This window comes from Streptomyces sp. NPDC054834 (assembly GCF_053611185.1).
On record NZ_JBSGZV010000015.1, the window covers coordinates 195,723 to 216,507 of the forward strand.

The window sequence follows — 20,785 nt, forward strand, 5'->3', positions numbered from 1 at the left end:
GGGGCCTTCTCGCTGTGCGGTCGACGGGTTCGATGGCCGCTCGCGGCGGAAAGATCGGGGCGGACGGCACCTGTTTCCGTCCTGTGACAGTCGGGACGCGGCCATGAAGAACCCCGCTGCCGGGGGAGTGGGGGCAGCGGGGTCCGGATCAGGGGATACGAGGGCTCGGCGTGTGTGCGGTGGGAGGGAGAGAGGGGATCAGGCGCCGGTGCCGGGGCTGAAGACGGTCAGGAAGACGGACGAGGAGTTGCCGGACACCGGCACCGGGCCGGCCGTCCACTTCACCTTCAGCTGGTCCCGCTCGTCCGGTGGGGTGACCAGGAGCGCGGCGGGGGACGCCGTCTTCGCGCCGCTGATCTCCGGATTGGAGAAGGTCAGGCCCGCCCAGGCGCTCCCGCCGGGCTTCAGCGTGACCGTGACGGCCTTGCCGGAGGAACGCCTGGGGTCCGGGCCGAGCTGGGTGCCGGAGGCGTTCACGAAGGCGGAGCCGGGATAGCCGCGCAGCGTGCAGGTCCGGGCGGACTTGTTGGTGAGCACGATGGGGAAGTTCTCCTGGCCCGCGCCCGGGTTGTTGCGGCCCACCGCGGCGCTCAGCTCGGAGGTGTGGCAGCGGGTGCTCGCGGCGGTGTCCCCCGTGCCGTCGCCGCCCGTACCCGCCTTGCCGGTCGGCGCCGGCGAGGACGGCGTACCACCGCTCGGGGCGGCGGCGCTCGGCGATGCCGGGGCGCTGCCGCCCGCGGTGTCCGTCGCACCCGTCGACCCGTCCGACGCGGGCGAGGCGTTGCCCGGAACCTTCTGCGGAGCACCGTTTCCGGTGTCGTTGCCGCAGGCGCTCAGAAGACCCAGCACGGCGACCGCGCTCCCGAGCACGGCCGCGCGACGCAAGGACTGGGACGTGTACGCCATGTCTCAACACTCCTGCTGGTCATGGCACGCGCCGTGGGGCCGCGTGCCGTCGGCGCCTTGTGCGCCGTCATGAGAGTCCGATGCGCGCTCCGCGGGAGAAGTTCGCGGTCCGCGCGGTTTTTTCACCCGTTCTCTTCCCCGTTCCCCACCCGTCAGGTGACCCGCAGGGAGCGGAGTATGCGGTCCGTGGCGCCGGTGGCGCCGGTGCTGTCGGTTCGGCGTATCTGCACATACAGCTGAGGCTCGGCCTTGCCGCTCGCCGGGCGCAGCGCGCTCTCGCTGATCGAGCCGCCGCTCGGGCAGTCGCTCCAGCTGCGGACCCGGCCCTGCCAGGCCGTGCCGGTGTAGGCGCGGCCACCGTCGTAGTGGCAGCCGCTGTGGGCGAGGGCGTTCACCCTCGCCGTGACGTCGCCGTGCTCGCTCAGGCCGACGAACAGGCCGTCCACGTCAGCGTCCAGATCCGGCCACTTCGCGAGGTCGTCGGCGACCGCGAGTCCCGGCTCGTGCCCGGAGGGCAGACCGAGGTCCTTGGGATCCCAGCCGGCGTCGCGCAGTTGGCGGCCCCAGCCGGAGGGCACCTCGGCCACGATCCGGCCCGTGGAGTCCTTCACCCGCAGCTCGTCGGCCGGGGAATCCGACGAGGAGCGTTGGTGCAGCAGCGTCACCGTGCCGGCGGCGGCCGCGGCGGCGAGCACCGCGGCGACCGAGAGGGTCAGGACGCCGATCCTCCCGCGCACGCCGTCGAGCCGGCGCCGGCGCGGGGGCACGGACACCCGCTCGGCCAGCCGGTCCAGCTCGTCGGCGAACGCCTGCGCGCCGGGCCAGCGCCGCTCCCGGTCCGGCTCCAGCGCCCGCATCAGGGCGCGCTGCACATCGTCGGCGAGGTCCGGACGCAGCCGCTGCGGGGGTACGACCCGGCCCGGCGGGCCCGGCACCGTGCCGGTCACCAGCTCGTAGCCGACCGCGCCCAGGCCGTACACGTCGGCCCGGGCGTCGATGCCCATGCCGGGCTCGGCCTGCTCCGGAGGCTGGTACCCGGCCGAGCCGGCGGCCAGGGTCAGCCCGGATGCCTGCGCCAGGCTCTTGGCCAGCCCGAGATCGGCCAGCAGCACCCGGCGACTGCCGTCCGGCGCGGTGCGCAGCAGCACATTGCTCGGCTTGACGTCCCGGTGCACGATCCCCGCCTCGTGCAGGGCCGCCGCGCTCCGGGCGGCCAGCGCCGCCAGCCGCAGTGCCTCGGGCACCGGCAGCGGGCCGCCCGCCAGCCGGTCGGCGAGGGTGCCCGCGTCGGCGTACTCCATGACGAAGTACGGCCTGCCGTCCGGCAGTTCACCGATGTCGTAGACCTGTACCACCCGGCCGGAGCCGGCCTTGCGCAGCAGTCGCGCCTCGGACAGGAACCGGTCGCGCACGTCGAGACGGTGGGACCAGTTCTCGGCGAGGACCTTGACCGCCACCGGGGCCTCGAGCTGGTCGTCGTGGGCGAGCCACACCGTGCCGAACGCGCCGGTGCCAAGGCGACGTTGCAGGCGATAGCGGCCGATCCGCTCGAGGGAGTGCATAGGACTATCATGCCTGCTCGGAGATCGACTCGAAGGGGGACCCGCGGTGTACGACGCGGCGCTGACCGAAGACCTCGCCCGGCGCGCCGCCGCGGGGGACCGGGCGGCCCTGGAACGGCTGCTGGCCGAGGTCCGGCCCGAGGTCGTCCGGCGCTGCGGACGCTTCCTGCCCTGCCGGGAGGACGCGGAGGAGGCCGCGCAGGACGTGCTGCTCCAGATCGCCCGGCGGATCTCCACCTTCGAGGGCCGCAGCCGCTTCAGCACATGGCTGTACACCGTCGTCGCCAACTGTGCCCGGCAGAAGTACCGCGAGCTGAAGCGGCGCGCCGCCGAGCAGCCCGTCGTCATCGAGCCCGCCGAGCACGTCGACCCGCGCACCACGAGTGTCATCGCGGGCTCCCGCGTGGACCTGCTGGAGGCGCTGGACCGGCTGGAGCGGGAGCATCCGCACCTGGTCGCGCCGCTGGTCTACCGCGACATCTGCCAGCTGGAGTACGCCGAGGTCGCCGAGCGCGTCGGCATCCCGCTGGGCACCCTGAAGTCCCGGCTGCATGAGGCCCGCAAGCAGGTACGGCCCTGGCTGACCGCGTCCTGAGCCGCCCGGACCGCTGCCACCGCTGACACCGCTGGTACTACAGGTCAGCCTCGTGCAGCGGCAGCTCCGCCCAGATCGTCTTGCCCTCAGCCGTGTGCCGGCTGCCCCAGCGCTGGGTGAGCTGGGCGACCAGCAGCAGCCCGCGGCCGCCCTCGTCGAAGGTCTTGGCGCGGCGCAGGTGCGGGGCGGTGTGGTTGCTGTCGGACACCTCGCAGATCAGCGTGGCCGCGTCGTGGATCAGCCGCAGCCGGATGGGACGGGCGCCGTACCGGATGGCGTTGGTGACCAGTTCGCTGACCACCAGTTCCGCGGTGAAGGCGATCTCGCTGAGCGACCAGCGGTCCAGCTGCTGGACGACCTGCTTGCGGATCGGGGCGACCAGGGCCGGGTCGGCGGGGATGTCCCAGGTCGCCACCTGGGAGGCAGGCAGTCCCTGGGTGCGGGCGAGCAGCAGCGCCACGTCGTCGGCCGAGTCTCCCTCCGGGAGCAGGGCGCTCAGGATCCGGTCGCAGGTCTCCTCCAGCGAGTCCGCGTAGCCCGCCAGGGTCTCGGTCAGCAGCCGGTGGCCGGCCTCGCCGTCCCGGTCGCGGGACTCGATCAGGCCGTTGGTGTAGAGGGAGAGCACGCTGCCCTCGGGCAGGTCCAGCTCGGCGGACTCGAAGGGCAGCCCGCCGAGACCGAGCGGTGGCCCGGCGGGCAGGTCGATCTGCCGGGGCGCTTTGCCGGGCGGCAGCAGCACGGGCGCGGGATGCCCGGCGCGGGCCAGCGTGCAGCGGCGGGAGACCGGGTCGTACACGGCGTACAGGCAGGTCGCGCCGACCTCGCCGGTGCCGCTGCCCTCGCCGCCCGACTCCTCCGCCAGCCGGAGCACCAGGTCGTCGAGGTGGGTGAGCAGCTCGTCCGGGGCGAGGTCGATGTCGGCGAGGGTGCGTACCGCGGTGCGCAGCCGGCCCATGGTGGCCGAGGCCTGGATGCCGTGGCCGACGACGTCCCCGACGACCATGGCGACCCGCATCCCGGACAGCGGGATCACGTCGAACCAGTCGCCGCCCACCCCGGCGCGCGCCGCGGGCAGATAGCGGTACGCGGTCCGCAGGGCGGCCGTGCGCGGCAGGGAGCGCGGCAGCAGGCTGCGCTGGAGGGCGAGGGCGGTCTCGCGCTCGCGGGAGTAGCGGCGCGCGTTGTCGATGCAGACGGCGGCGCGGGCCGTGACCTCCTCGGCGAGCAGCACGTCGTCCACCGTGAACGCCTCGGGCCGCCGGTACCGGGTGAACACCGCGACCCCCAGGGTCAGGCCGCGGGCCCGGATCGGCACGGACATCGAGGAGTGGATGCCGTACTCCCGCACCCGCTCGGCGCGCTCCGGGTTCCAGGTCAGCCACCGCTCCAGTTCGTCGGAGGGCATGGAGACGTCGATCGTGCGGCCCGCCACGAGCGAGTCGGCCTGCGGGGACGGAGCGGGGTAGAGCTCGACCTGGCCCGGCTTGGTCACCGCCTCGGGGGTGCCCGGCAGCAGGGACCGGTGCGCCACCCGGCGCAGCCGGACCGGCGCGGTGACCCGGGCGGGGAGCTCGCCGCCGAATTCCTGGGGGTCGAGCAGGTCGACGGTGACGAAGTCGGCGAGCGCGGGCACGCACACGTCGGCCAGTTCCTGTGCCGTACGGACGACGTCGAGCGTGCTGCCGATGCGTACGCTCGCCTCGTTGACGAGCTGAAGCCGCTCCCGTGCCAGGTACTGCTCGGAGAAGTCGTGCGCGGCCACGCACACGCCGCGCACCCGGCCGGTGTCGTCGGTGATCGGCGCCATCCGGGCCAGCCAGGAGTATCTGTGGCCGTCACCGCCGATCGGCAGATACGTCCGCACATCGTCCCCGCGGCCGCTGGTGAGCACGCGGTGCAGATGCTGCTCGATGTCCAGGCTCTGCGGCCGGCCGCTCATCTCGGGCACCCGCAGCCCGCGCACGTTCTCCTCCGGCAGCCCGAGCACGTCGGCCATGGCGTCGTTCATCCGGCGCAGCCGCAACCGGTCGTCGTAGATGGCGACGGCACAGGGCGACTGGAGGAGTTCGGCCCGCTCCAGCGGGTCGTCGGGGGAGTACGGGCCGTCGCCCTTCAGGGGCGTGACCACGAGCCAGTGGCCCGGGCCGTTCCCCTCCGGCGGCCGGTGATGGGCGAGCACCCAGACGGACACCGCGGAGCCGTTGCTGTGGCAGAGCGTGACGGACCCGGACCAGCGGTCGTCCTGTGGGGTGAGGGACCGGGATCCGCCCCCGCCGGCCAGCAGGTTCAGGACGGGACGCCCCACGACGTCCGAGGCTTCCCAGCCCAGCAGGCGACGCGCGCCGTCGTTCCATTCGACGACCGTGCCCGCGTCGTCGACGACAGCCCGTGCCGTCGCGGCGTCGTCGAACGGATACACCGGCCTCATCGTCGCCACTCCATCGCGCACACTCACAGTGAACAGGTGCGTCCCTCGGGCTTCCAGCCTAGTGCGTCCCGCTCCCGCGCGGACGCGGCCCTGGCCACCGCACGGCACCCCCGTCAAGAGCCGTTTTCCGCCGAAGGGACCCCAGTGGCGGGAGTACGGCCCCGCCCCCTTGACGGACCGGTGTGGCCCCCCGTCAGAATCTGTTCGTTCACGATCAGTTGTGAGTACTTCTGGGCCCTGATGAGGGAGAGTCGCCATGACGGTCACTCGCAGATCGGTTCTGGTCGCCGCCACGGCGGCCCCGACGGCCGGCGCGCTCCTCGGCGCACCGGCCGCCCGGGCCGCCGAGGCGTCCGGTGCCGCCGAGGCCTTCGATGCCGCAGGGGGGCGCAGTACCGTCCCTCTGCGTGACGGTTGGCGCTTCGCGCTGGTCGACCCGGGCGGGATCACCGACCCGACCGGCGAGTACGCGAACGCCGCCGACCCCGGGTACGACGACTCGGCCTGGCGTGAGGTCGCGGTACCCCACGACTGGAGCATCGAGCAGACCCCGACCACCGAGCACGGCACGACCAGCGGCACCGGCTTCTTCCCCGGCGGCCTCGGCTGGTACCGCCTCGCCTTCACCCTGCCGCCGGCCTGTGCGGGCAAGCGGATCTCGGTGGAGTTCGACGGCGTGTACATGGACTCGTACGTGTACTGCAACGGCACCCAGGCCGGCCGTCACCCGTACGGCTACACCGGCTTCGCCCTCGATCTGACCGGCCTGGTGCACACCGACGGCACCACCGAGAACGTCATCGCGGTCAAGGTCCAGAACCAGCTGCCCAGCAGCCGCTGGTACTCGGGCAGCGGCATCTACCGCGAGGCCCGTCTGGTGGTGACCGACCCCGTGCACGTGGCCCGCTGGGGCACGTACGTCACCACGCCGGACATCACCGCCGAACGGGCCGTCGTGCGGGTGCGGACCGACGTGCTGAACGAGACCGGCGGCGGCACGGACGTCCAGGTCGTCTCACGGGTCCTCGACCCCGGCGGACACCAGGTCGCCCGTACGTCCTCCACGGCGGCCGTGTCCGGCACGGCGACCGAGACCCACGAGCTCACCGTCGCCCGGCCCCGCCTGTGGGACTTCGACACCCCGCAGCGCTACACCCTGGTGACCGAACTCCGCGTCGACGGCCGTACCACCGACACCTACCGCACCCCCTTCGGCATCCGTGCCTACCGTTTCGACCCGGACGAGGGCTTCTCCCTCAACGGCACCCACGCCAAGATCAAGGGCGTCGACCTCCACCACGACCAGGGCGCCCTCGGCGCGGCGATCAGCGTCGACGCGGTGCGCCGGCAGATGACCATCATGAAGTCGATGGGCGTCAACGCCTTCCGTACCTCGCACAACCCGCCCTCGCCGCAGATGATCGAGGTCTGCGAGGAGCTGGGCATCGTGATGATGGTGGAGGCCTTCGACTGCTGGAGGACCGGCAAGACCAAGTACGACTACGGCCGGTTCTTCGACGAGTGGTGCGAGAAGGACGCCACCGAGATGGTCCTCGCGGCCCGCAACTCGCCCGCCGTGGTGCTGTGGTCGATCGGCAACGAGATCCCGGACTCCACCTCCACCGCGGGTCTCGCCATGGCGGACCGGATCATCGGCGCGATCAAGGCGGCGGACGACACCCGGCCGGTCGTCATCGGCTCGAACAAGTACCACGGCGTGCCCGCCACCGGCTCCGCGGCCGACCTCATGCTCGCCAAGCTGGACGGGCTCGGCCTCAACTACAACACCGCCAAGTCGGTGGACGCCCTGCACGCCAGGTATCCGAAGCTGTTCCTCTTCGAGTCGGAGTCCTCGTCCGAGACCTCGACCCGCGGCAGCTACCAGGAGCCCGAGCGCCTCAACACCGGCGAGAACCACACGCCGGGCAGGCGGGAGGTCTCCTCCTACGACAACAACCTCGCCTCCTGGACGATGAGCGGCGAATACGGTCACAAGAAGGACCGGGACCGCAAGTGGTTCGCCGGGCAGTTCCTGTGGTCGGGCATCGACTACATCGGCGAGCCGACCCCGTACGACGTCTTCCCGGTCAAGGCGTCCTTCTTCGGCGCGGTCGACACCGCGGGCTTCCCCAAGGACATGTACCACCTGTTCCGCAGCCAGTGGGTGAGCGAACCGATGGTGCACCTGCTGCCGATGACCTGGAACCACGAGCCGGGGGACACGGTGGAGGTCTGGGCGTACGCCAACGTGCCCTCCGTCGAGCTGTTCCTCAACGGAAAATCCCTGGGCGTGCGGGAGTTCGACACCAAGAAGACCACCGACGGCCGCACCTACCTGGAGACCACCGAGGCCACCGGCGACGACAAGACCTTCACCGGCGGCCCCTACCCGGGCAGTTACACCAGCCCGAACGGCAGCGCGGGCAAGCTGCACCTGACCTGGAAGGTGCCGTACGCGCCCGGCGAGCTGAAGGCGGTGGCCCGGCGGGACGGCAAGGTGGTCGCCACCGACGTGCTGCGCACGGCCGGCGCGCCGCACGCGGTCCGGCTGACCGCCGACCGCAGGTCCCTCGCCGCCGACGGGCGTTCGCTGGTGTTCGTGACGGCCGGCATCGTCGACGCGCACGGGGTGGTCGTGCCCGATGCCGAGCACCTCATCGCCTTCGACGTGACCGGCGGTTCCCTCGCCGGGCTCGACAACGGCCGCGAGGAGAGCGCCGAGCGCTATCAGTCGAGCACCCGCACCGCCTTCCACGGCAAGGCGCTGGCCATCGCGCGGTCCGGCACCGAGGCGGGCACCCTCAAGGTCACGGCACGGGTCGACGGCCTGCGCAAGGGCACGGTGAAGGTGCGCACCGCACCCGCCCGCTCGGTGGCCCGTACACCCGCCCCCGGCTTCCGGCCCGGCCACCCGGCGCCCTCGGACCACCCGCTCGCGGACGCCAGTTACTCCGGCCGCCCCGACACCCTCCCCGCCGCGATGCTCGACGGCGACCCGGCCACCGGCTGGTCCAACGCCTTCGCCAAGTCGGCGACCGCCCTGCTGCCCGCGTTCAACGGGGCCCGGGCGAAGGACTGGGTGTCCGTCGACTTCGGCCGCACCCGGAGCTTCGACCGGGTCGAGGTCTCCTTCACCGTCGACGCGACGCACAGTCTGCCCGCTTCCGTCGACGTCGCCGTGTGGGACGGGACGGCGTACGCGCCGGTGACGGGCACGAGCGTCGAGTGGGCGACCGACTCGGACAGCGCGACGGTGATCACCTTCGACGCGGCCCGGGGCTCGCGCGTCCGGCTCACCCTGACCAGCGCCCACCCGGGCGAGGCGAAGGGGGCGGTGCGGATCACCCGGCTCGACGTCTAGTACGTCACGAGGGTCCGGGCGGGAATCCGTCCCGTCCGGACCGTTGACGGGATGTCATGTCTCGCACAGCATGGCGGGCGTCCTGTATTTGGGAGCGCTCCCATGTTCTGGGGAACCGACATGACACGACGCAGAACCGCCCTGCTCGCCGTGACCGCACTCCTCGCCGCGGCCCTCGCCGCGCTGCCGGCCGCCCAGGCCGGCGCCGACGAGGTCGAACAGGTCAGGAACGGCACCTTCGACACCACCACCGAGCCGTGGTGGACGACCAGCAACGTCACCGCGGGCCTGTCCGGCGGACAGTTCTGCGCCGACGTGCCCGGCGGCACGACGAACCGCTGGGACGCCGCCGTCGGGCAGAACGACATCACCCTGGTCAAGGGGGAGTCGTACCGGTTCGCCTTCAAGGCGTCCGGCTCCCCGGAGGGACACGTGGCGCGGGCGATCGTGGGGCTCCAGGTGTCCCCGTACGACACCTGGTACGAGGCGAGCCCGCAACTGACCCGCTCCGGCGACGGCTACTCCTACACCTTCACCTCGCCCGTCGACACCACCCAGGCCCAGGTCGCCTTCCAGGTCGGCGGCGGCGCGGACCCCTGGCGGTTCTGCCTGGACGACGTGTCGCTGCTGGGCGGGGTGCCACCGGAGGTGTACGAGCCCGACACCGGGCCGCGCGTCCGCGTCAACCAGGTCGCCTACCTGCCGGACGGGCCGAAGAACGCCACCCTGGTCACCGGCACCACCTCTGAGCTCCCCTGGCGGTTGAGGAACGCCGGCGGCAGAACGGTCGCCCACGGCTGGACCGTGCCGCGCGGCACCGACGCGTCCTCCGCGCAGAACGTCCAGTCGATCGACTTCGGCGCCTACCGGGGGCACGGCAAGGACTTCACGCTGGTCGCCGACGGGGAGACCAGCCGCCCCTTCGACATCGGTACCGGCGCCTACGAGCGACTGCGGCTGGATTCGCTGAAGTACTACTACACCCAGCGCAGCGGCATCGCGATCAGCGACGCACTCCGCCCCGGTTACGGCAGGCCCGCCGGACACCTGGGCACCGCCCCCAACCAGGGCGACACGAACGTCCCCTGCCGACCCGGGCTGTGCGACTACACCCTCGACGTCACCGGCGGCTGGTACGACGCGGGCGACCACGGCAAGTACGTCGTCAACGGAGGCATCGCCACCTGGGAGCTCCTGAGCACCTACGAACGCTCCCTGCACGCCCGCACCGGTCGGCCCGGGAAGCTCGGCGACGGCACCCTCGCCCTCCCCGAGAGCGGCAACAAGGTGCCCGACGTCCTGGACGAGGCCCGCTGGGAGCTGGAATTCCTGCTGAAGATGCAGGTGCCGGACGGGCAGCCGCTGGCCGGCATGGCGCACAGCAAGATCCACGACGCCCAGTGGACGGGCCTGCCGCTGCTGCCCAGTGACGACCCGCAGAAGCGCGAGCTGCACGCCCCGACCACCCAGGCGACCCTCAACCTGGCGGCGACGGCCGCCCAGGCCGCCCGCCTGTACCGCCCCTACGACCGCGCCTTCGCCTCCCGCGCCCTGACGGCCGCCCGCAAGGCCTGGGTGGCGGCCCTCGCACACCCCGAGGTCTACCCCGACCCGGACGACGGCACCGGCGGCGGTGCCTACCCCGACACCGACGCCACCGACGAGTTCTACTGGGCGGCGGCGGAGCTGTACCTCACCACGGGTGAGAAGCAGTTCGCGGACCATGTCCTCGGCTCCCCGCTGCACACCGCCGACATCTTCGGCAGCCTCGGCTTCGACTGGGGCCGCACGGCCGCGGCAGGCCGTCTGGACCTGGCGACCGTGCCGAGCAGGCTCCCCGGCCGCGACAAGGTGCGCCGGTCGCTGACCAAGGCCGCCGACACCTACCTGGCGACCCTGAAGTCACAGCCGTACGGCATGCCGTACGCCCCCGACGGCAACCGCTACGACTGGGGCTCCAACGCGCAGATCCTCAACAACGCGCACGTCATCGCGACCGCCTACGACCTCACCGGCGCCGCGAAGTACCGCGACGGCGCGGTCCAGAGCATGGACTACCTCCTCGGCCGCAACGCGCTGAACCTCTCCTACGTCACCGGCTACGGCGAGGTCAGCGCCCACAACGAGCACAGCCGCTGGTACGCCCACGAACTCGACCCCGCCCTCCCGAACCCGCCCAGGGGCACCCTCGCCGGAGGCGCCAACTCGAGCATCCAGGACCCGTACGCACAGAGCAGACTCCTCGGCTGCGTCGGCCAGTTCTGCTACATCGACGACATCCAGTCGTGGTCGACCAACGAGACCGCCATCAACTGGAACGCGGCCCTGGCGTGGATGGCGTCGTTCGCGGCGGACCAGGGCTGAGCCCGGGATCAGGCCGCGTCGTGGAAGACCAGCCCCAGCGTGCGCCGGCGGCCGGAGCGGACGGTGCTCACGCCGTGCCGCATCGCTCCGGCCGACCAGCCGCGCCGGGTGCGGACCGGGTGGTCCCGGGTGGTGAACACCAGGCCGTGGCCCTGGCGCAGGACGGTCGCGGAGCCCCGGGACTGGGCGCGGGGCCGCTGTTCGACCATCAGGAACTCGCCGCCGGTGTAGTCGCTGCCGTACTCGTCGAGGGCGACGACGACCTGGAGCGGGAAGACCAGTTCGCCGAACACGTCGCGGTGCAGTGCGTTCCAGTCGCCGGGGCCGTAGCGCAGCAGGATCTGCGCCGAGCGGTCCTGTCCGGCGGCGTGGCAGCGGGCCAGCCATTCGTCCAGGTCGTCGGGCCAGGGCGCGGGCCGGTCCAGCCGGGCCGCCCAGTCGCGGGCGATCGGCAGCAGCCGCGGGTAGAGGGCCGCGCGCACAGCGGCCACCGGGGCGGGCAGGTCGTGCGTGAAATAGCGGTACTCGCCGGAGCCGAACCGGTGCCGGGCCAGATCGACGGTGGTCCGGAACAGCTCCGGTTTCTCGTACAGGGCGGCCAGGTCACGGCACTCGGCGGGCGTCAGCAGACCGGCCGTGGGCGCGCTGCCGAGCGCGTCCAGTTCCTCGGCGAGCACGGCCCAGTCCGTTTGTGCCACGCGACGGCGGGCCCCGTCGGGGGTGAGGGTCATGGCGGTTCCCTTCGTATGCGCCCGGAGTGCCAGTCTGCCGCCGCGGCCGACGCCGGACCGGCGGAATTCAGACCTGGTGTCCTGGTGTTCCGCTCCCGGAGGTACCGTTGGACATGCCATCTGACCTGCGTGTATTTACGCGCAAGTACCCTCGCGCTACCGTTGGGGCATGCCAGCTCTCAACGTGGAGTTCAGTGAGCGCGAGCTTGAGGACCTGCGGCGGATCGCCAAGGAGCGGGGTACGTCGATGAAGGCCCTGGTGCGCGAGGCGGCCGCGGCCGACATCGCCCGGCACCGCGCGCTTCAGGAGGGCGCGGAGACGTTCCGCCGCTTCTTCGCCACGCACGCCGACGAGTTCGCGGCCGCGTTCCCGGACGACGAGCCCCCCGGCAGGGGCGAGGCCGCCTGACCCATGTCACCCGTCCTCCATATCGACGTCCCGTGGCTGCTCCAGCGCCACGAGGAAGTGCTTCCGGAACAGCCGACGATCGACGACTTCTCGGCCCTGGTCGCCGCCGTCGCCCGGCACCGGGTCGACCCGCCGCGCCTCGGGGTGGACTCCGACCCGGCCTGGCGGGCCGCCGCCCTGCTGCACACCCTCGCCCTGCTGAAGCCGCTGCCGTCGGCCAACGCGCGGTTCGCCTGTGCGACGGCGGTGGCGTACATGTTCGTCAGCGGGGCCGGCATCGACCCGCCCTACGGCGCGCTCGTCGATCTCGCCCGGGACCTGATGACCGGCAAGGCCGATGTCTACGGCGCGGCCGACCGGCTCCGTTCCTGGCAGATCTGACCACGGCACCCGACCACGGCACCCGACCACGGCACCCGACCACGGCACCCGACCACGGCACCCGACCACGGCACCCGACCGCGGTACCGCTCGCCGCTGCGGCACCCGCCCCCGTCGGCAGGGGAAGTCGTCCCGGGCCGGTGCGGGCCGGCCCGGGGCCGCCGGCCGAGGGCGGGAGGAGCGGGGCCGGCGGCCGATGCCGCGCAGCAGAGCCGCCGTCCTGCGCGGGGCCTTGCGAGAAGGGCCGATGACCAGTGCACTACCTGTCGGCGGGCGCCGGGAGCGTGCGCGGCGGGCCGGCGTGTGCGCGAATTTCACACGGGGCGCATGGAAAGGTGAAAGCACGCCTATAGCCTGACTTTCTGCCAAAACTGTCGATGCCGCCGAACTCCTTGTTGGCCTTTGGGGAGTTGTGCAAGGGTGAACCACTCGAGCGCACACGCATCAAAGGAATCACTCCGTGCCCACCCCCCACCCCCCACGTCCTCCCTATCCACCGCCCGGAGGGGTCTCCGGAGAGTCCGACGAGTCACTCGCGGACCGGCTGCGCGGGAGGTCGGATGGAGAGGCCGCCTCGTCCGTCGCCCTGCTGATGGCACGGCACTGGCAACCGGCCCACGACTACGCGGCCATCTGCCTCGCCGCCGAGGACACCGTCGTCCACATGGTCACCGCCACCGCCTTCCACCGGGTCCTGGACCGGCTGGCGGCGGGCGAGCCGGCCGCCGCCCTGCGGCCCCGGCTGCTGGTGGCCGTGCGCGACACGGTCGCACAGTGGTCGGCCGACGACCGCCTGCCCGAGGTGCTGCCGGACCTGGCGAGACCGGCCGGGGGCCGCGGTATGCGCGCGGCGAAGTCCATGATCCCCGACAACCGCGTCCTCGCCGAGCGGTCCTTCCAGGGCCTCGTGCCGCTCGCGCAGTGCGTGCTGTGGCACACCGAGGTCGAGGCGGAACCGCTCACCGTCCCGGCCGGCCTGCTCGGCATGGACGCCGACACCGCGGCGGCCGCCCTCGAACAGGCCCGGGAAGCCTTCCGCCAGGGCTGCGTCCGCGCCCACCGGGAACTGGCGCCCACCAAGGACTGCCGCTTCTACAACCGTCTCCTCGACGTGCCGATCCGGCGCGGCGGCGCCCTGCTGCCCGATGTGCAGCAGCACCTGGCCGAATGCCGCTACTGCCGGCACGCCGCCGAGCAGCTCAGCCACATCGAGGCCGGTACCGGCCTCCTGCTCGCCGAAGCGGTGCTCGGCTGGGGCGCCCGCCGCTACCTCGACTCCCGCCCGGGCCGGGCCGGTTCGGCCGCACCGCGCGGCCGGGGCACCTCCCGGCGCACCGGCGGACGGCCCGGCGGGGAAGGACGGCACCGTGTGCTGGAGCGGATCCCCCTCCGGGCGCGCCGCGCCTCCTCGGCGGCCCGGTCACCGAAGACACTGCTCACCGGCGTCGGCCTGGCCTCGGCCGGACTGCTCGCGACGGTCCTCGCGATCAGCCTGCTGCCGGACGGCGGGGACGGCACCGACCCGGTCGCCTCGACGGGCGCCTCGGGTGCCCGGGACACCGCGCCCGGCACGGGCTCCCGGGCCACGCCCGGCACTTCCGCCTCCCCGCCCGGTACGGCGGAGCTGCCCAACGCGACCCGGGGGACGCGGCTGCGCAATGCCGCCGCCGGGCTCTGTCTGGACACCGACGGCAGGCCCAGGGCCGGCGGGAGCGTGCTGCTGGCGGTGTGTTCGTCGGCGGCCACCCAGCAGTGGACGTACGAGACCGACGGCCTGGTGCGCAGCGCCGCCGACCCCGACCTGTGCCTCGACTCGCACGCGGACGCCGGTGTGGTCGTCCTCGGCACCTGCGCGGACGAGAAGGCGGACCGGGGCGACGACGTGCGCTACGACCTCACCGTGCAGGGCGAGTTGCTGCCCCGCTGGGACGAGACCCTCGCCCTGGCCGGCGCGGGCGAGGACGCCGGCGCCGACATCGTCGTCAAGGTCCGCGACAGCTCCACCGGACAGCGCTGGCTGACCGACCCGCCGTCGGCGAGCCCCGGCTCCCTTTCGGTTACCGGGACCGAGGGATCGTCCGCCGAGCCGGCGAACCTGCCGGACGGCGGTACACCGGGCTGACGGCAGGGTTCACGCCGGTCCCTCGAGGTCACCGGCGCCGACGCCGGCCGGGCCGGCGTGCCCGGACAGGGCGAGGGTGAGGTCGAACTCGGCGAGCAGGCAGCGGATCACGTGCTCCACGCCCGCCTGCCCGTCGAGCCCGAGCCCGTACACGTACGGCCGCCCCAGCAGGACCGCCCGCGCGCCGAGAGCGAGGGCCTTGAAGACGTCATCGCCGGTGCGCACGCCGCTGTCGAACAGCACCGTCAGCCGGTCGCCGACCGCCGCCGCGACCCGGGGCAGCGCGTCGGCCGCCGCGACGGCACCGGCCACCTGCCGCCCGCCGTGGTTGGACACCACGACCCCGTCCACCCCGGCGTCGGCGGCCAGCCGGGCGTCGTCCGGATGCAGGATGCCCTTGAGGACGATCGGCCCGTCCCAGTGCTCCCGCAGGAGAGCGAGGTCCGGCCAGGTGTGGCCGGCGTCCCCGTACAGGCCGAGGAAATGCCGCACCGCCGCGTCGGGGTCCTCGTGCACCGGCTTGGCGAGCCCCGCCCGGAAGGCCGGATCGGAGAAGTAGTTGGCGGTGCCCACCCCGTGCACGAACGGCAGGTACGCCTGGTCGAGGTCGCGTGGCCGCCAGGCCAGCAGCGGTGTGTCCAGGGTGACGACGAGCACCGTGAACCCCGCGGCCCGCGCCCGGCCGAGGAAGCTCCTCGTCACCTCCGGGTCCTTGCCCCAGTACAGCTGGAACCATCGCTCGCCGTCCCCCATCGCCTCGGCCACCTGCTCCATGGGCGTGCTGGACGCCGAGGACAGGATGAACGGCACGCCCTGCGCGGCGGCGGCCCGGGCGGCGGCAGTCTCCGCCTCCGGATGCATGATCGACAGTACGCCGACCGGCGCCAGTGCCAGCGGGGCGGGCAGGGCGCGGCCGAGCACCTCGACCGACAGGTCCCGCTCCCGCACGTCCCGCAGGACACGCGGGACGATCCGCCGCCGCTCCAGGGCGGCCCGGTTGGCCCGCGCCGTGCTGCCGTCGCCCGCGCTGCCCGCCACATAGCCGACCGGACCGGGGCCCAGCCGGTGCTCCGCGAGCTCCTCCAGCCGGGTCAGATCGGTGGGCAGGCGCGGTACGGCACCCGTCATCCCGTTCAGGTAGATCTCGTACTGGAAGTCCGCCCAGTGCTTCGCCATCCGTACGTCCCGCCTCTCGTCGCCGGTCGTGCGCCGAGCCGACGATACCGGCGGGTAGGCACTGCAGCCCGAGTCAGGCCTCTCCGGCCGACTCCCGCAGGATCCGGGCCAGTTCACGCGGCCGGGAGAACATCGGCCAGTGGCCGGTGTCCAGCTCGGCCGGTTCCCAGTGCCCGCTCTTCAGCAGCTCGGCCACCGCGGGCAGCGGCGCGCGTCCGTCGCGGACGCACTTGATGTACGTCGCCGGCAGTTCGCCCAACGGGCGCTTGAGAACGGCCGGTTCGGTCAGCGTGGTGCCCGGGTGCGGGGTGCCCTCGGTGATCATGCGCCGGATCTGCTCGTCGGTCAGGTCCTGGCCCGCGTAGGCGGCCGGGGGCAGGGGCGGCCAGACGCCGTCGTGCGCGTCGAGGGCCTGCCGTATGTGGTCACTGGGGAAGCCGCCGAGGAACGACTCCCCGTCGGCCGGCACGTTGGAGTCCACGAACACCACGCGCCGCAGCCGCTCGCCGATCCGCTCGGCGGCCTGCCCGACGGGTACGCCGGAGTAGCTGTGCCCCACCAGGACGACGTCCCGCAGGTCCAGCCGCTCGACCTCGTCGACGATGTCCTGGACGTGGATCTGCTGCCCCGCGGGCAGGTCCTTCTTCTCGGCCAGTCCGGACAGGGTCAGGGCGTGCACCTCATGGCCGGCGGCGCGCAGTTCGACCGCCACCTCGTCCCACGCCCACGCCCCGAGCCAGGCACCCGCCACCAGTACGAAATTGGTCATGGAGGGCAACGTACCGGAGGAAATCGTCAACTTCGCGTCAAGACAGCGGAGTTGGCGATTCCGTTCACGGTCCGGTCCGGTCCGGTCGGGTCGGCCGTCAGCCGGCTCGGGCGACCGCCCGTACCGGAGCGCCGTCGGCCCCGGGCAGCCGCAGCGGGAAGAGGAACACCTCGACCGCCTCCGCGCCCACCAGCCGGTCCAGACCGGTGAGGTTCTCGGCGATCACCCCGCCCGCCCCGCACAGCACCCGATGGGCCGGCAGGCCGAAGCCGGCGTGCGGATCGCCCGGCCAGGGAGTCGGATCCACGCTGAGCGCGTCCACGGCCACAGTGCGCGCGCCACCCGCCGCGACGGCTTCGGCGGCCTCGGGGGTCAGATAGGGGTGAGCCAGGTACGCGTCCGTGCCCCAGTGCGCCGACCAGCCCGTGACGAGCAGCAGCAGTGCGCCGGGCGCCGCCGCGAGGGCGTCGAGCGCGGGGGCCAGCAGGGCCGGTGTGACCGGCGACCGGGCGGGCAGCCCCCGGACGTCGGCCACGACCGCGGGCCCGGCGAACCGGTCCAGCGGCAGCTCGTCCAGCCGGGGCCAGGCGTCGTCCACGTGGTAGGGCGCGTCGACGTGGGTGCCGGACTGCGAACCGAGGTGCAGGGCCAGGACGTTGACGCCGTCGGCCGGGGCCCGCAGGGCGGGGGAGACCGTGACCTCCGGGTCACCGGGATACACGGGCATCCCGGTGACCACGGGCACCGACAGATCGAGCCAGCCGGTCATCGGCCGCCCTCGGCCGTGAGCGCCGCCGGCACGTCGTCCGCCGGCACGTCGTCCGCGGGCACGTCGTCCGCCGGAGCGCCGGGACCGGTGATCGGCGGCACCGGCGCCTCGACCGTACGGGCCAGGCGCGCGCCCTCGGGTCCGTACGCCGCCCTGGGCTCGGGGAACAACCGCAGCAACGCGAGGAACAGCACGGCGGCCACCGCGAGCGAGAGCGGCAGGCTGATGTCGACGCCGTTCGCCAGATCGCCGAACGGACCGACGAACTGGCCCGGGATGTCGGTGAACAGCACGCCGACCACCGCCGCCACCCACCAGGCGGTCATGCCCCGCCAGTTCCATCCGTGCGCGAACCAGTAACGGCCGCCGCGCTGACGGCGGTTGAAGACCTGAAGGGCGTCAGGGTCGTACCAGCCGCGGCGGGTGTGGAAGCCCAGCATCATCACGACCATCCACGGCGTGGTGCAGGTGATGATCATCGTGGCGAAGGTCGAGATGGACTGCACGAGGTCCAGGCAGAACCGGCCGACGAAGATGAACGCGGTGGACAGCACGCCGACCAGCAGCGTGGCCCGCACCCGGGACAGCCTGGGGAACACGGAGGAGAAGTCCAGTCCGGTGCCGTACAGCGAGGTGGTGCCCGTCGACATGCCGCCGATCAGGGCGAGCAGACACACCGGCAGGAAGAACCAGCTCGGCGAGATCGCCAGCAGCCCGCCCACGAAGTCGGGCGCGGCCGGGTCGACGTACTTCGGTGCCTTCGTCGCGATGATGCTCGCGGTCGCCAGACCGAAGACGAACGGCAGCAGAGTCGCGATCTGCGAGAGGAACGCGGCGCCCACGACCTTGCGGCGCGGGGTGTCCGCCGGGATGTAGCGAGACCAGTCGCCGAGGAACGCGCCGAACGACACCGGGTTGGAGAGCACGATCAGCGCCGCGCCGATGAACGACGGCCAGAACAGCGACTGCGTCGAGGCGTCCGCCGAGGCCGTGAAGACACCGGCGTACGACGGGTCGAAGTCACCGGCGAAGGCGATCGCGCCGAGCAGGAACAGGACCGTCGCCGAGGTGACCGCGATCTTGTTGACGAACAGCATGAACCGGAAGCCGTAGACGCACACGGCGAGGACCAGCCCGGCGAACAGTGCGTAGGCGACGACGTACGACAGCGTGCTGCGCTCCAGGCCGAACAGCCGGTGCGCGCCGCCGACCAGTGCGTCGCCGGAGCTCCACACCGAGATGGAGAAGAACGCGACGGCGGTCAGCAGCGACAGGAACGAGCCGACCACCCGGCCGTGCACGCCCAGGTGCGCGGACGACGAGACCGCGTTGTTGGTGCCGTTGACCGGGCCGAACACGGCCATCGGGCACAGGATCAGCGCGCCCGCGACGACACCGAGAAGGGTGGCCGCGAGCCCCTGCCAGAAGGAGAGCCCGAACAGGATCGGGAACGCGCCGAGAACGCAGGTGGAGAAGGTGTTGGCACCGCCGAAAGCGACCCGGAACAGGTCGAGCGGGGTCGCGCTGCGGTCGGCGTCGGGGATGCGTTCGACGCCGTAGGGCTCGACCTCAGTGAGGGACGGGGGCGTGGCGGTGGGGGACTGCTCGGGCAGGGAGGACAACGGGGCTCCAACGGGGGACGGCGGTGGAGCGCGGGGTGGCGCGGCGGCGGTCCGGACGGGCCGTTGGCTGCCGCCGGGGTGTGCGGGGAACGGATGCCGCCCTCAAGGGGTCTGCCGACGGTAAGCCGAGCGGCGGCATCCGCTCCAGAGGATGATTCATCCTTCTTCTTCGTCATCAGTGGATGAATCGGCCACCCCCTCGGCGTCCGGTCCCTGCGCTCGTACCCGCTGGACGTGCTCGAGCGACTCCCGCAGTTCGGTGAGCCAGTCGTCGGTGTGCCGCTGGACCAGCCGTACGCACCAGGCGAGGGCGTCGCTGCGGCTGCGTGCGACGCCGGCCGCGATCAGGGTGTCGAGGACCTGGCGCTCGGGCTGGCGCAGACGGGTCATGACGGGCGCGGCCACGTGCGTGAACAGGGCGCGTTCGCCGTCGCACTCCACTCCCCAGGACACCTTCCTGCGGAACCGGTGCTCGGCCTCGCGGGCCACGGCGATCCGGGCCTCCCGTGTGCGTTCCCGGAACTCCTGGACGCGGCCCTGGACGGCCGCCTCCCGCTCCGCCTCCGAGGCGCCCTCGCTGAGCCGGGGCGCGGGGATGCGGCCGATCACGGTGATCTCCTCGCGGTCGGCGGTGACCTCGACCAGTTCCTGGAAGAGGTCATCGGGCAGCCGGCCGGTGAACCAGCCGCGCAGCTTCTCTCGCTGTTCTGAAGTAATCATGTAATGACGATTACTCGACTTCAGCATGAACACAAGGCGCCACGGGGAGGTGCGCCGACGGCTGAACCGGAATGTTTCAGGCCTATTAACGAACTGATGGAATTCGGCCACTTGGCTGCTTGAGGCGATCAAGAACCGCTCAGTTCCGGGGTTGGAACGTTCGAACTCCGTGACTTCACGCCACTGCTTCAACACGCAAGGTTACTGAAACCTATGGGTTCGATGTGAGATTCGGCGGCGGACTCGGCAGAGTGGCGCACGCCGCCCCGGCACCCACCGGTCCGGGCCGGCGACCCGTCTATTCGAGCGGAAGGATGCACACAATGCGGACCACCGCGCGCTGGGCAGCGACCCTCGGCCTCACGGCCGTAACCGTCTGCGGACCCCTGACCGGGGCTGCCGTCGCCGCACCGGGCAGCGCCCCGTCGTCGCTCTACGCCCCCTCGGCCCTGGTGCTCACCATCGGCCACGGCGAGAGCGCCCTGACCGCGACGCCCGAGCGCGCCGTCACCCTCTCCTGTGCCCCGACGGCCTCCGGCACGCACCCGGCCGCCCCCCAGGCATGCGCCGATCTGCGCGGTGCCGGCGGTGACCTGAACAGCCTCAAGAGCCGCGACGACGTGTTCTGCACCAAGCTCTACGACCCCGTCGTCGTCACGGTCGAGGGCGTCTGGCAGGGCAAGCGAGTCTCCTACGAGCACACCTTCGGCAACGCGTGCGTGAAGGACACCTACGGGTCCGTCTTCGCGTTCTGAGGACCGGGATCGCCGGTCCCCGCGACCGCCGGTACAGGCCCGCTGCTGGGGAGTGCGGACCATTGTCCCGGGGACCTCGCGATCTCGCACCGGGGGGCGGCGGGCGGAGTGGGGC

At 72.5% G+C, this 20,785-nt stretch carries 16 protein-coding genes; 7 read left to right on the top strand and 9 right to left on the bottom strand.

What is annotated here, in order from left to right; all coding sequences use genetic code 11:
- Positions 1-198 precede the first annotated feature (198 nt).
- On the bottom strand, positions 199-906 hold the full coding sequence (locus ACWGJM_RS22035; RefSeq protein WP_453413370.1) for a DUF4232 domain-containing protein: 708 nt from the start codon (positions 904-906) through the stop codon (positions 199-201).
- 152 nt (positions 907-1,058) lie between these two features.
- Positions 1,059-2,468 (bottom strand): serine/threonine-protein kinase, encoded by a 1,410-nt coding sequence (locus tag ACWGJM_RS22040; RefSeq protein ID WP_453413371.1) that lies wholly within the window; start codon positions 2,466-2,468, stop codon positions 1,059-1,061.
- Between the two features lie 46 nt (positions 2,469-2,514).
- Here ACWGJM_RS22040 and ACWGJM_RS22045 point away from each other — a divergent pair, with 46 nt between their 5' ends.
- Positions 2,515-3,063, top strand: coding sequence for an RNA polymerase sigma factor (locus ACWGJM_RS22045; RefSeq protein ID WP_453413372.1), 549 nt, complete (start codon positions 2,515-2,517; stop codon positions 3,061-3,063).
- 37 nt (positions 3,064-3,100) lie between these two features.
- Here the strand turns inward: ACWGJM_RS22045 and ACWGJM_RS22050 are convergent, their stop codons facing one another.
- Positions 3,101-5,491, bottom strand: coding sequence for a SpoIIE family protein phosphatase (locus ACWGJM_RS22050; RefSeq protein ID WP_453413373.1), 2,391 nt, complete (start codon positions 5,489-5,491; stop codon positions 3,101-3,103).
- 256 nt (positions 5,492-5,747) lie between these two features.
- Between ACWGJM_RS22050 and ACWGJM_RS22055 the strand changes: the two genes are divergently transcribed.
- Entirely contained in the window at positions 5,748-8,852 is a 3,105-nt protein-coding gene (locus ACWGJM_RS22055) for a glycoside hydrolase family 2 TIM barrel-domain containing protein (RefSeq protein WP_453413374.1), read from the top strand.
- 120 nt (positions 8,853-8,972) lie between these two features.
- Complete coding sequence (locus ACWGJM_RS22060; protein ID WP_453413375.1) at positions 8,973-11,216, top strand: glycoside hydrolase family 9 protein; 2,244 nt, start codon at positions 8,973-8,975, stop codon at positions 11,214-11,216.
- Between the two features lie 8 nt (positions 11,217-11,224).
- On the opposite strand, the gene ACWGJM_RS22065 is transcribed toward ACWGJM_RS22060, so the two are convergent.
- Positions 11,225-11,947 carry a 2OG-Fe(II) oxygenase gene (locus ACWGJM_RS22065; protein ID WP_453413376.1) on the bottom strand — a complete coding sequence of 241 codons (723 nt, stop codon included), beginning with the start codon at positions 11,945-11,947 and terminating at the stop codon, positions 11,225-11,227.
- A gap of 169 nt (positions 11,948-12,116) precedes the next feature.
- On the opposite strand from ACWGJM_RS22065, the gene ACWGJM_RS22070 reads away from it, so the two are divergent.
- The 3 genes from ACWGJM_RS22070 (at position 12,117) to ACWGJM_RS22080 (ending at position 14,859) form a co-directional block, all read left to right on the top strand.
- A complete protein-coding gene (locus tag ACWGJM_RS22070) occupies positions 12,117-12,356 on the top strand; it encodes a hypothetical protein (RefSeq protein WP_361445826.1) in 240 nt (79 codons plus the stop codon).
- Between the two features lie 3 nt (positions 12,357-12,359).
- Complete coding sequence (locus tag ACWGJM_RS22075; RefSeq protein WP_453413377.1) at positions 12,360-12,737, top strand: toxin Doc; 378 nt, start codon at positions 12,360-12,362, stop codon at positions 12,735-12,737.
- 460 nt (positions 12,738-13,197) lie between these two features.
- Positions 13,198-14,859, top strand: coding sequence for an RICIN domain-containing protein (locus ACWGJM_RS22080; RefSeq protein WP_453413378.1), 1,662 nt, complete (start codon positions 13,198-13,200; stop codon positions 14,857-14,859).
- A gap of 9 nt (positions 14,860-14,868) precedes the next feature.
- On the opposite strand, the gene ACWGJM_RS22085 is transcribed toward ACWGJM_RS22080, so the two are convergent.
- From ACWGJM_RS22085 to ACWGJM_RS22105, 5 genes are all read right to left on the bottom strand, one after another.
- Positions 14,869-16,035 (bottom strand): lactate 2-monooxygenase, encoded by a 1,167-nt coding sequence (locus tag ACWGJM_RS22085; protein ID WP_453413379.1) that lies wholly within the window; start codon positions 16,033-16,035, stop codon positions 14,869-14,871.
- A gap of 73 nt (positions 16,036-16,108) precedes the next feature.
- Positions 16,109-16,804 (bottom strand): alpha/beta fold hydrolase, encoded by a 696-nt coding sequence (locus ACWGJM_RS22090; protein WP_453413380.1) that lies wholly within the window; start codon positions 16,802-16,804, stop codon positions 16,109-16,111.
- A 97-nt stretch (positions 16,805-16,901) separates the two neighbouring features.
- On the bottom strand, positions 16,902-17,573 hold the full coding sequence (locus ACWGJM_RS22095) for a cyclase family protein (protein ID WP_453413381.1): 672 nt from the start codon (positions 17,571-17,573) through the stop codon (positions 16,902-16,904).
- Complete coding sequence (locus tag ACWGJM_RS22100) at positions 17,570-19,195, bottom strand: purine-cytosine permease family protein (protein WP_453413382.1); 1,626 nt, start codon at positions 19,193-19,195, stop codon at positions 17,570-17,572. The genes ACWGJM_RS22095 and ACWGJM_RS22100 overlap by 4 nt, the downstream gene beginning before the upstream one ends.
- A 156-nt stretch (positions 19,196-19,351) precedes the next feature.
- On the bottom strand, positions 19,352-19,915 hold the full coding sequence (locus ACWGJM_RS22105) for a hypothetical protein (RefSeq protein WP_453413383.1): 564 nt from the start codon (positions 19,913-19,915) through the stop codon (positions 19,352-19,354).
- Positions 19,916-20,238: 323 nt separating this feature from the next.
- On the opposite strand from ACWGJM_RS22105, the gene ACWGJM_RS22110 reads away from it, so the two are divergent.
- Positions 20,239-20,670 (top strand): subtilase-type protease inhibitor, encoded by a 432-nt coding sequence (locus ACWGJM_RS22110; protein ID WP_453413384.1) that lies wholly within the window; start codon positions 20,239-20,241, stop codon positions 20,668-20,670.
- Positions 20,671-20,785 lie beyond the last annotated feature (115 nt).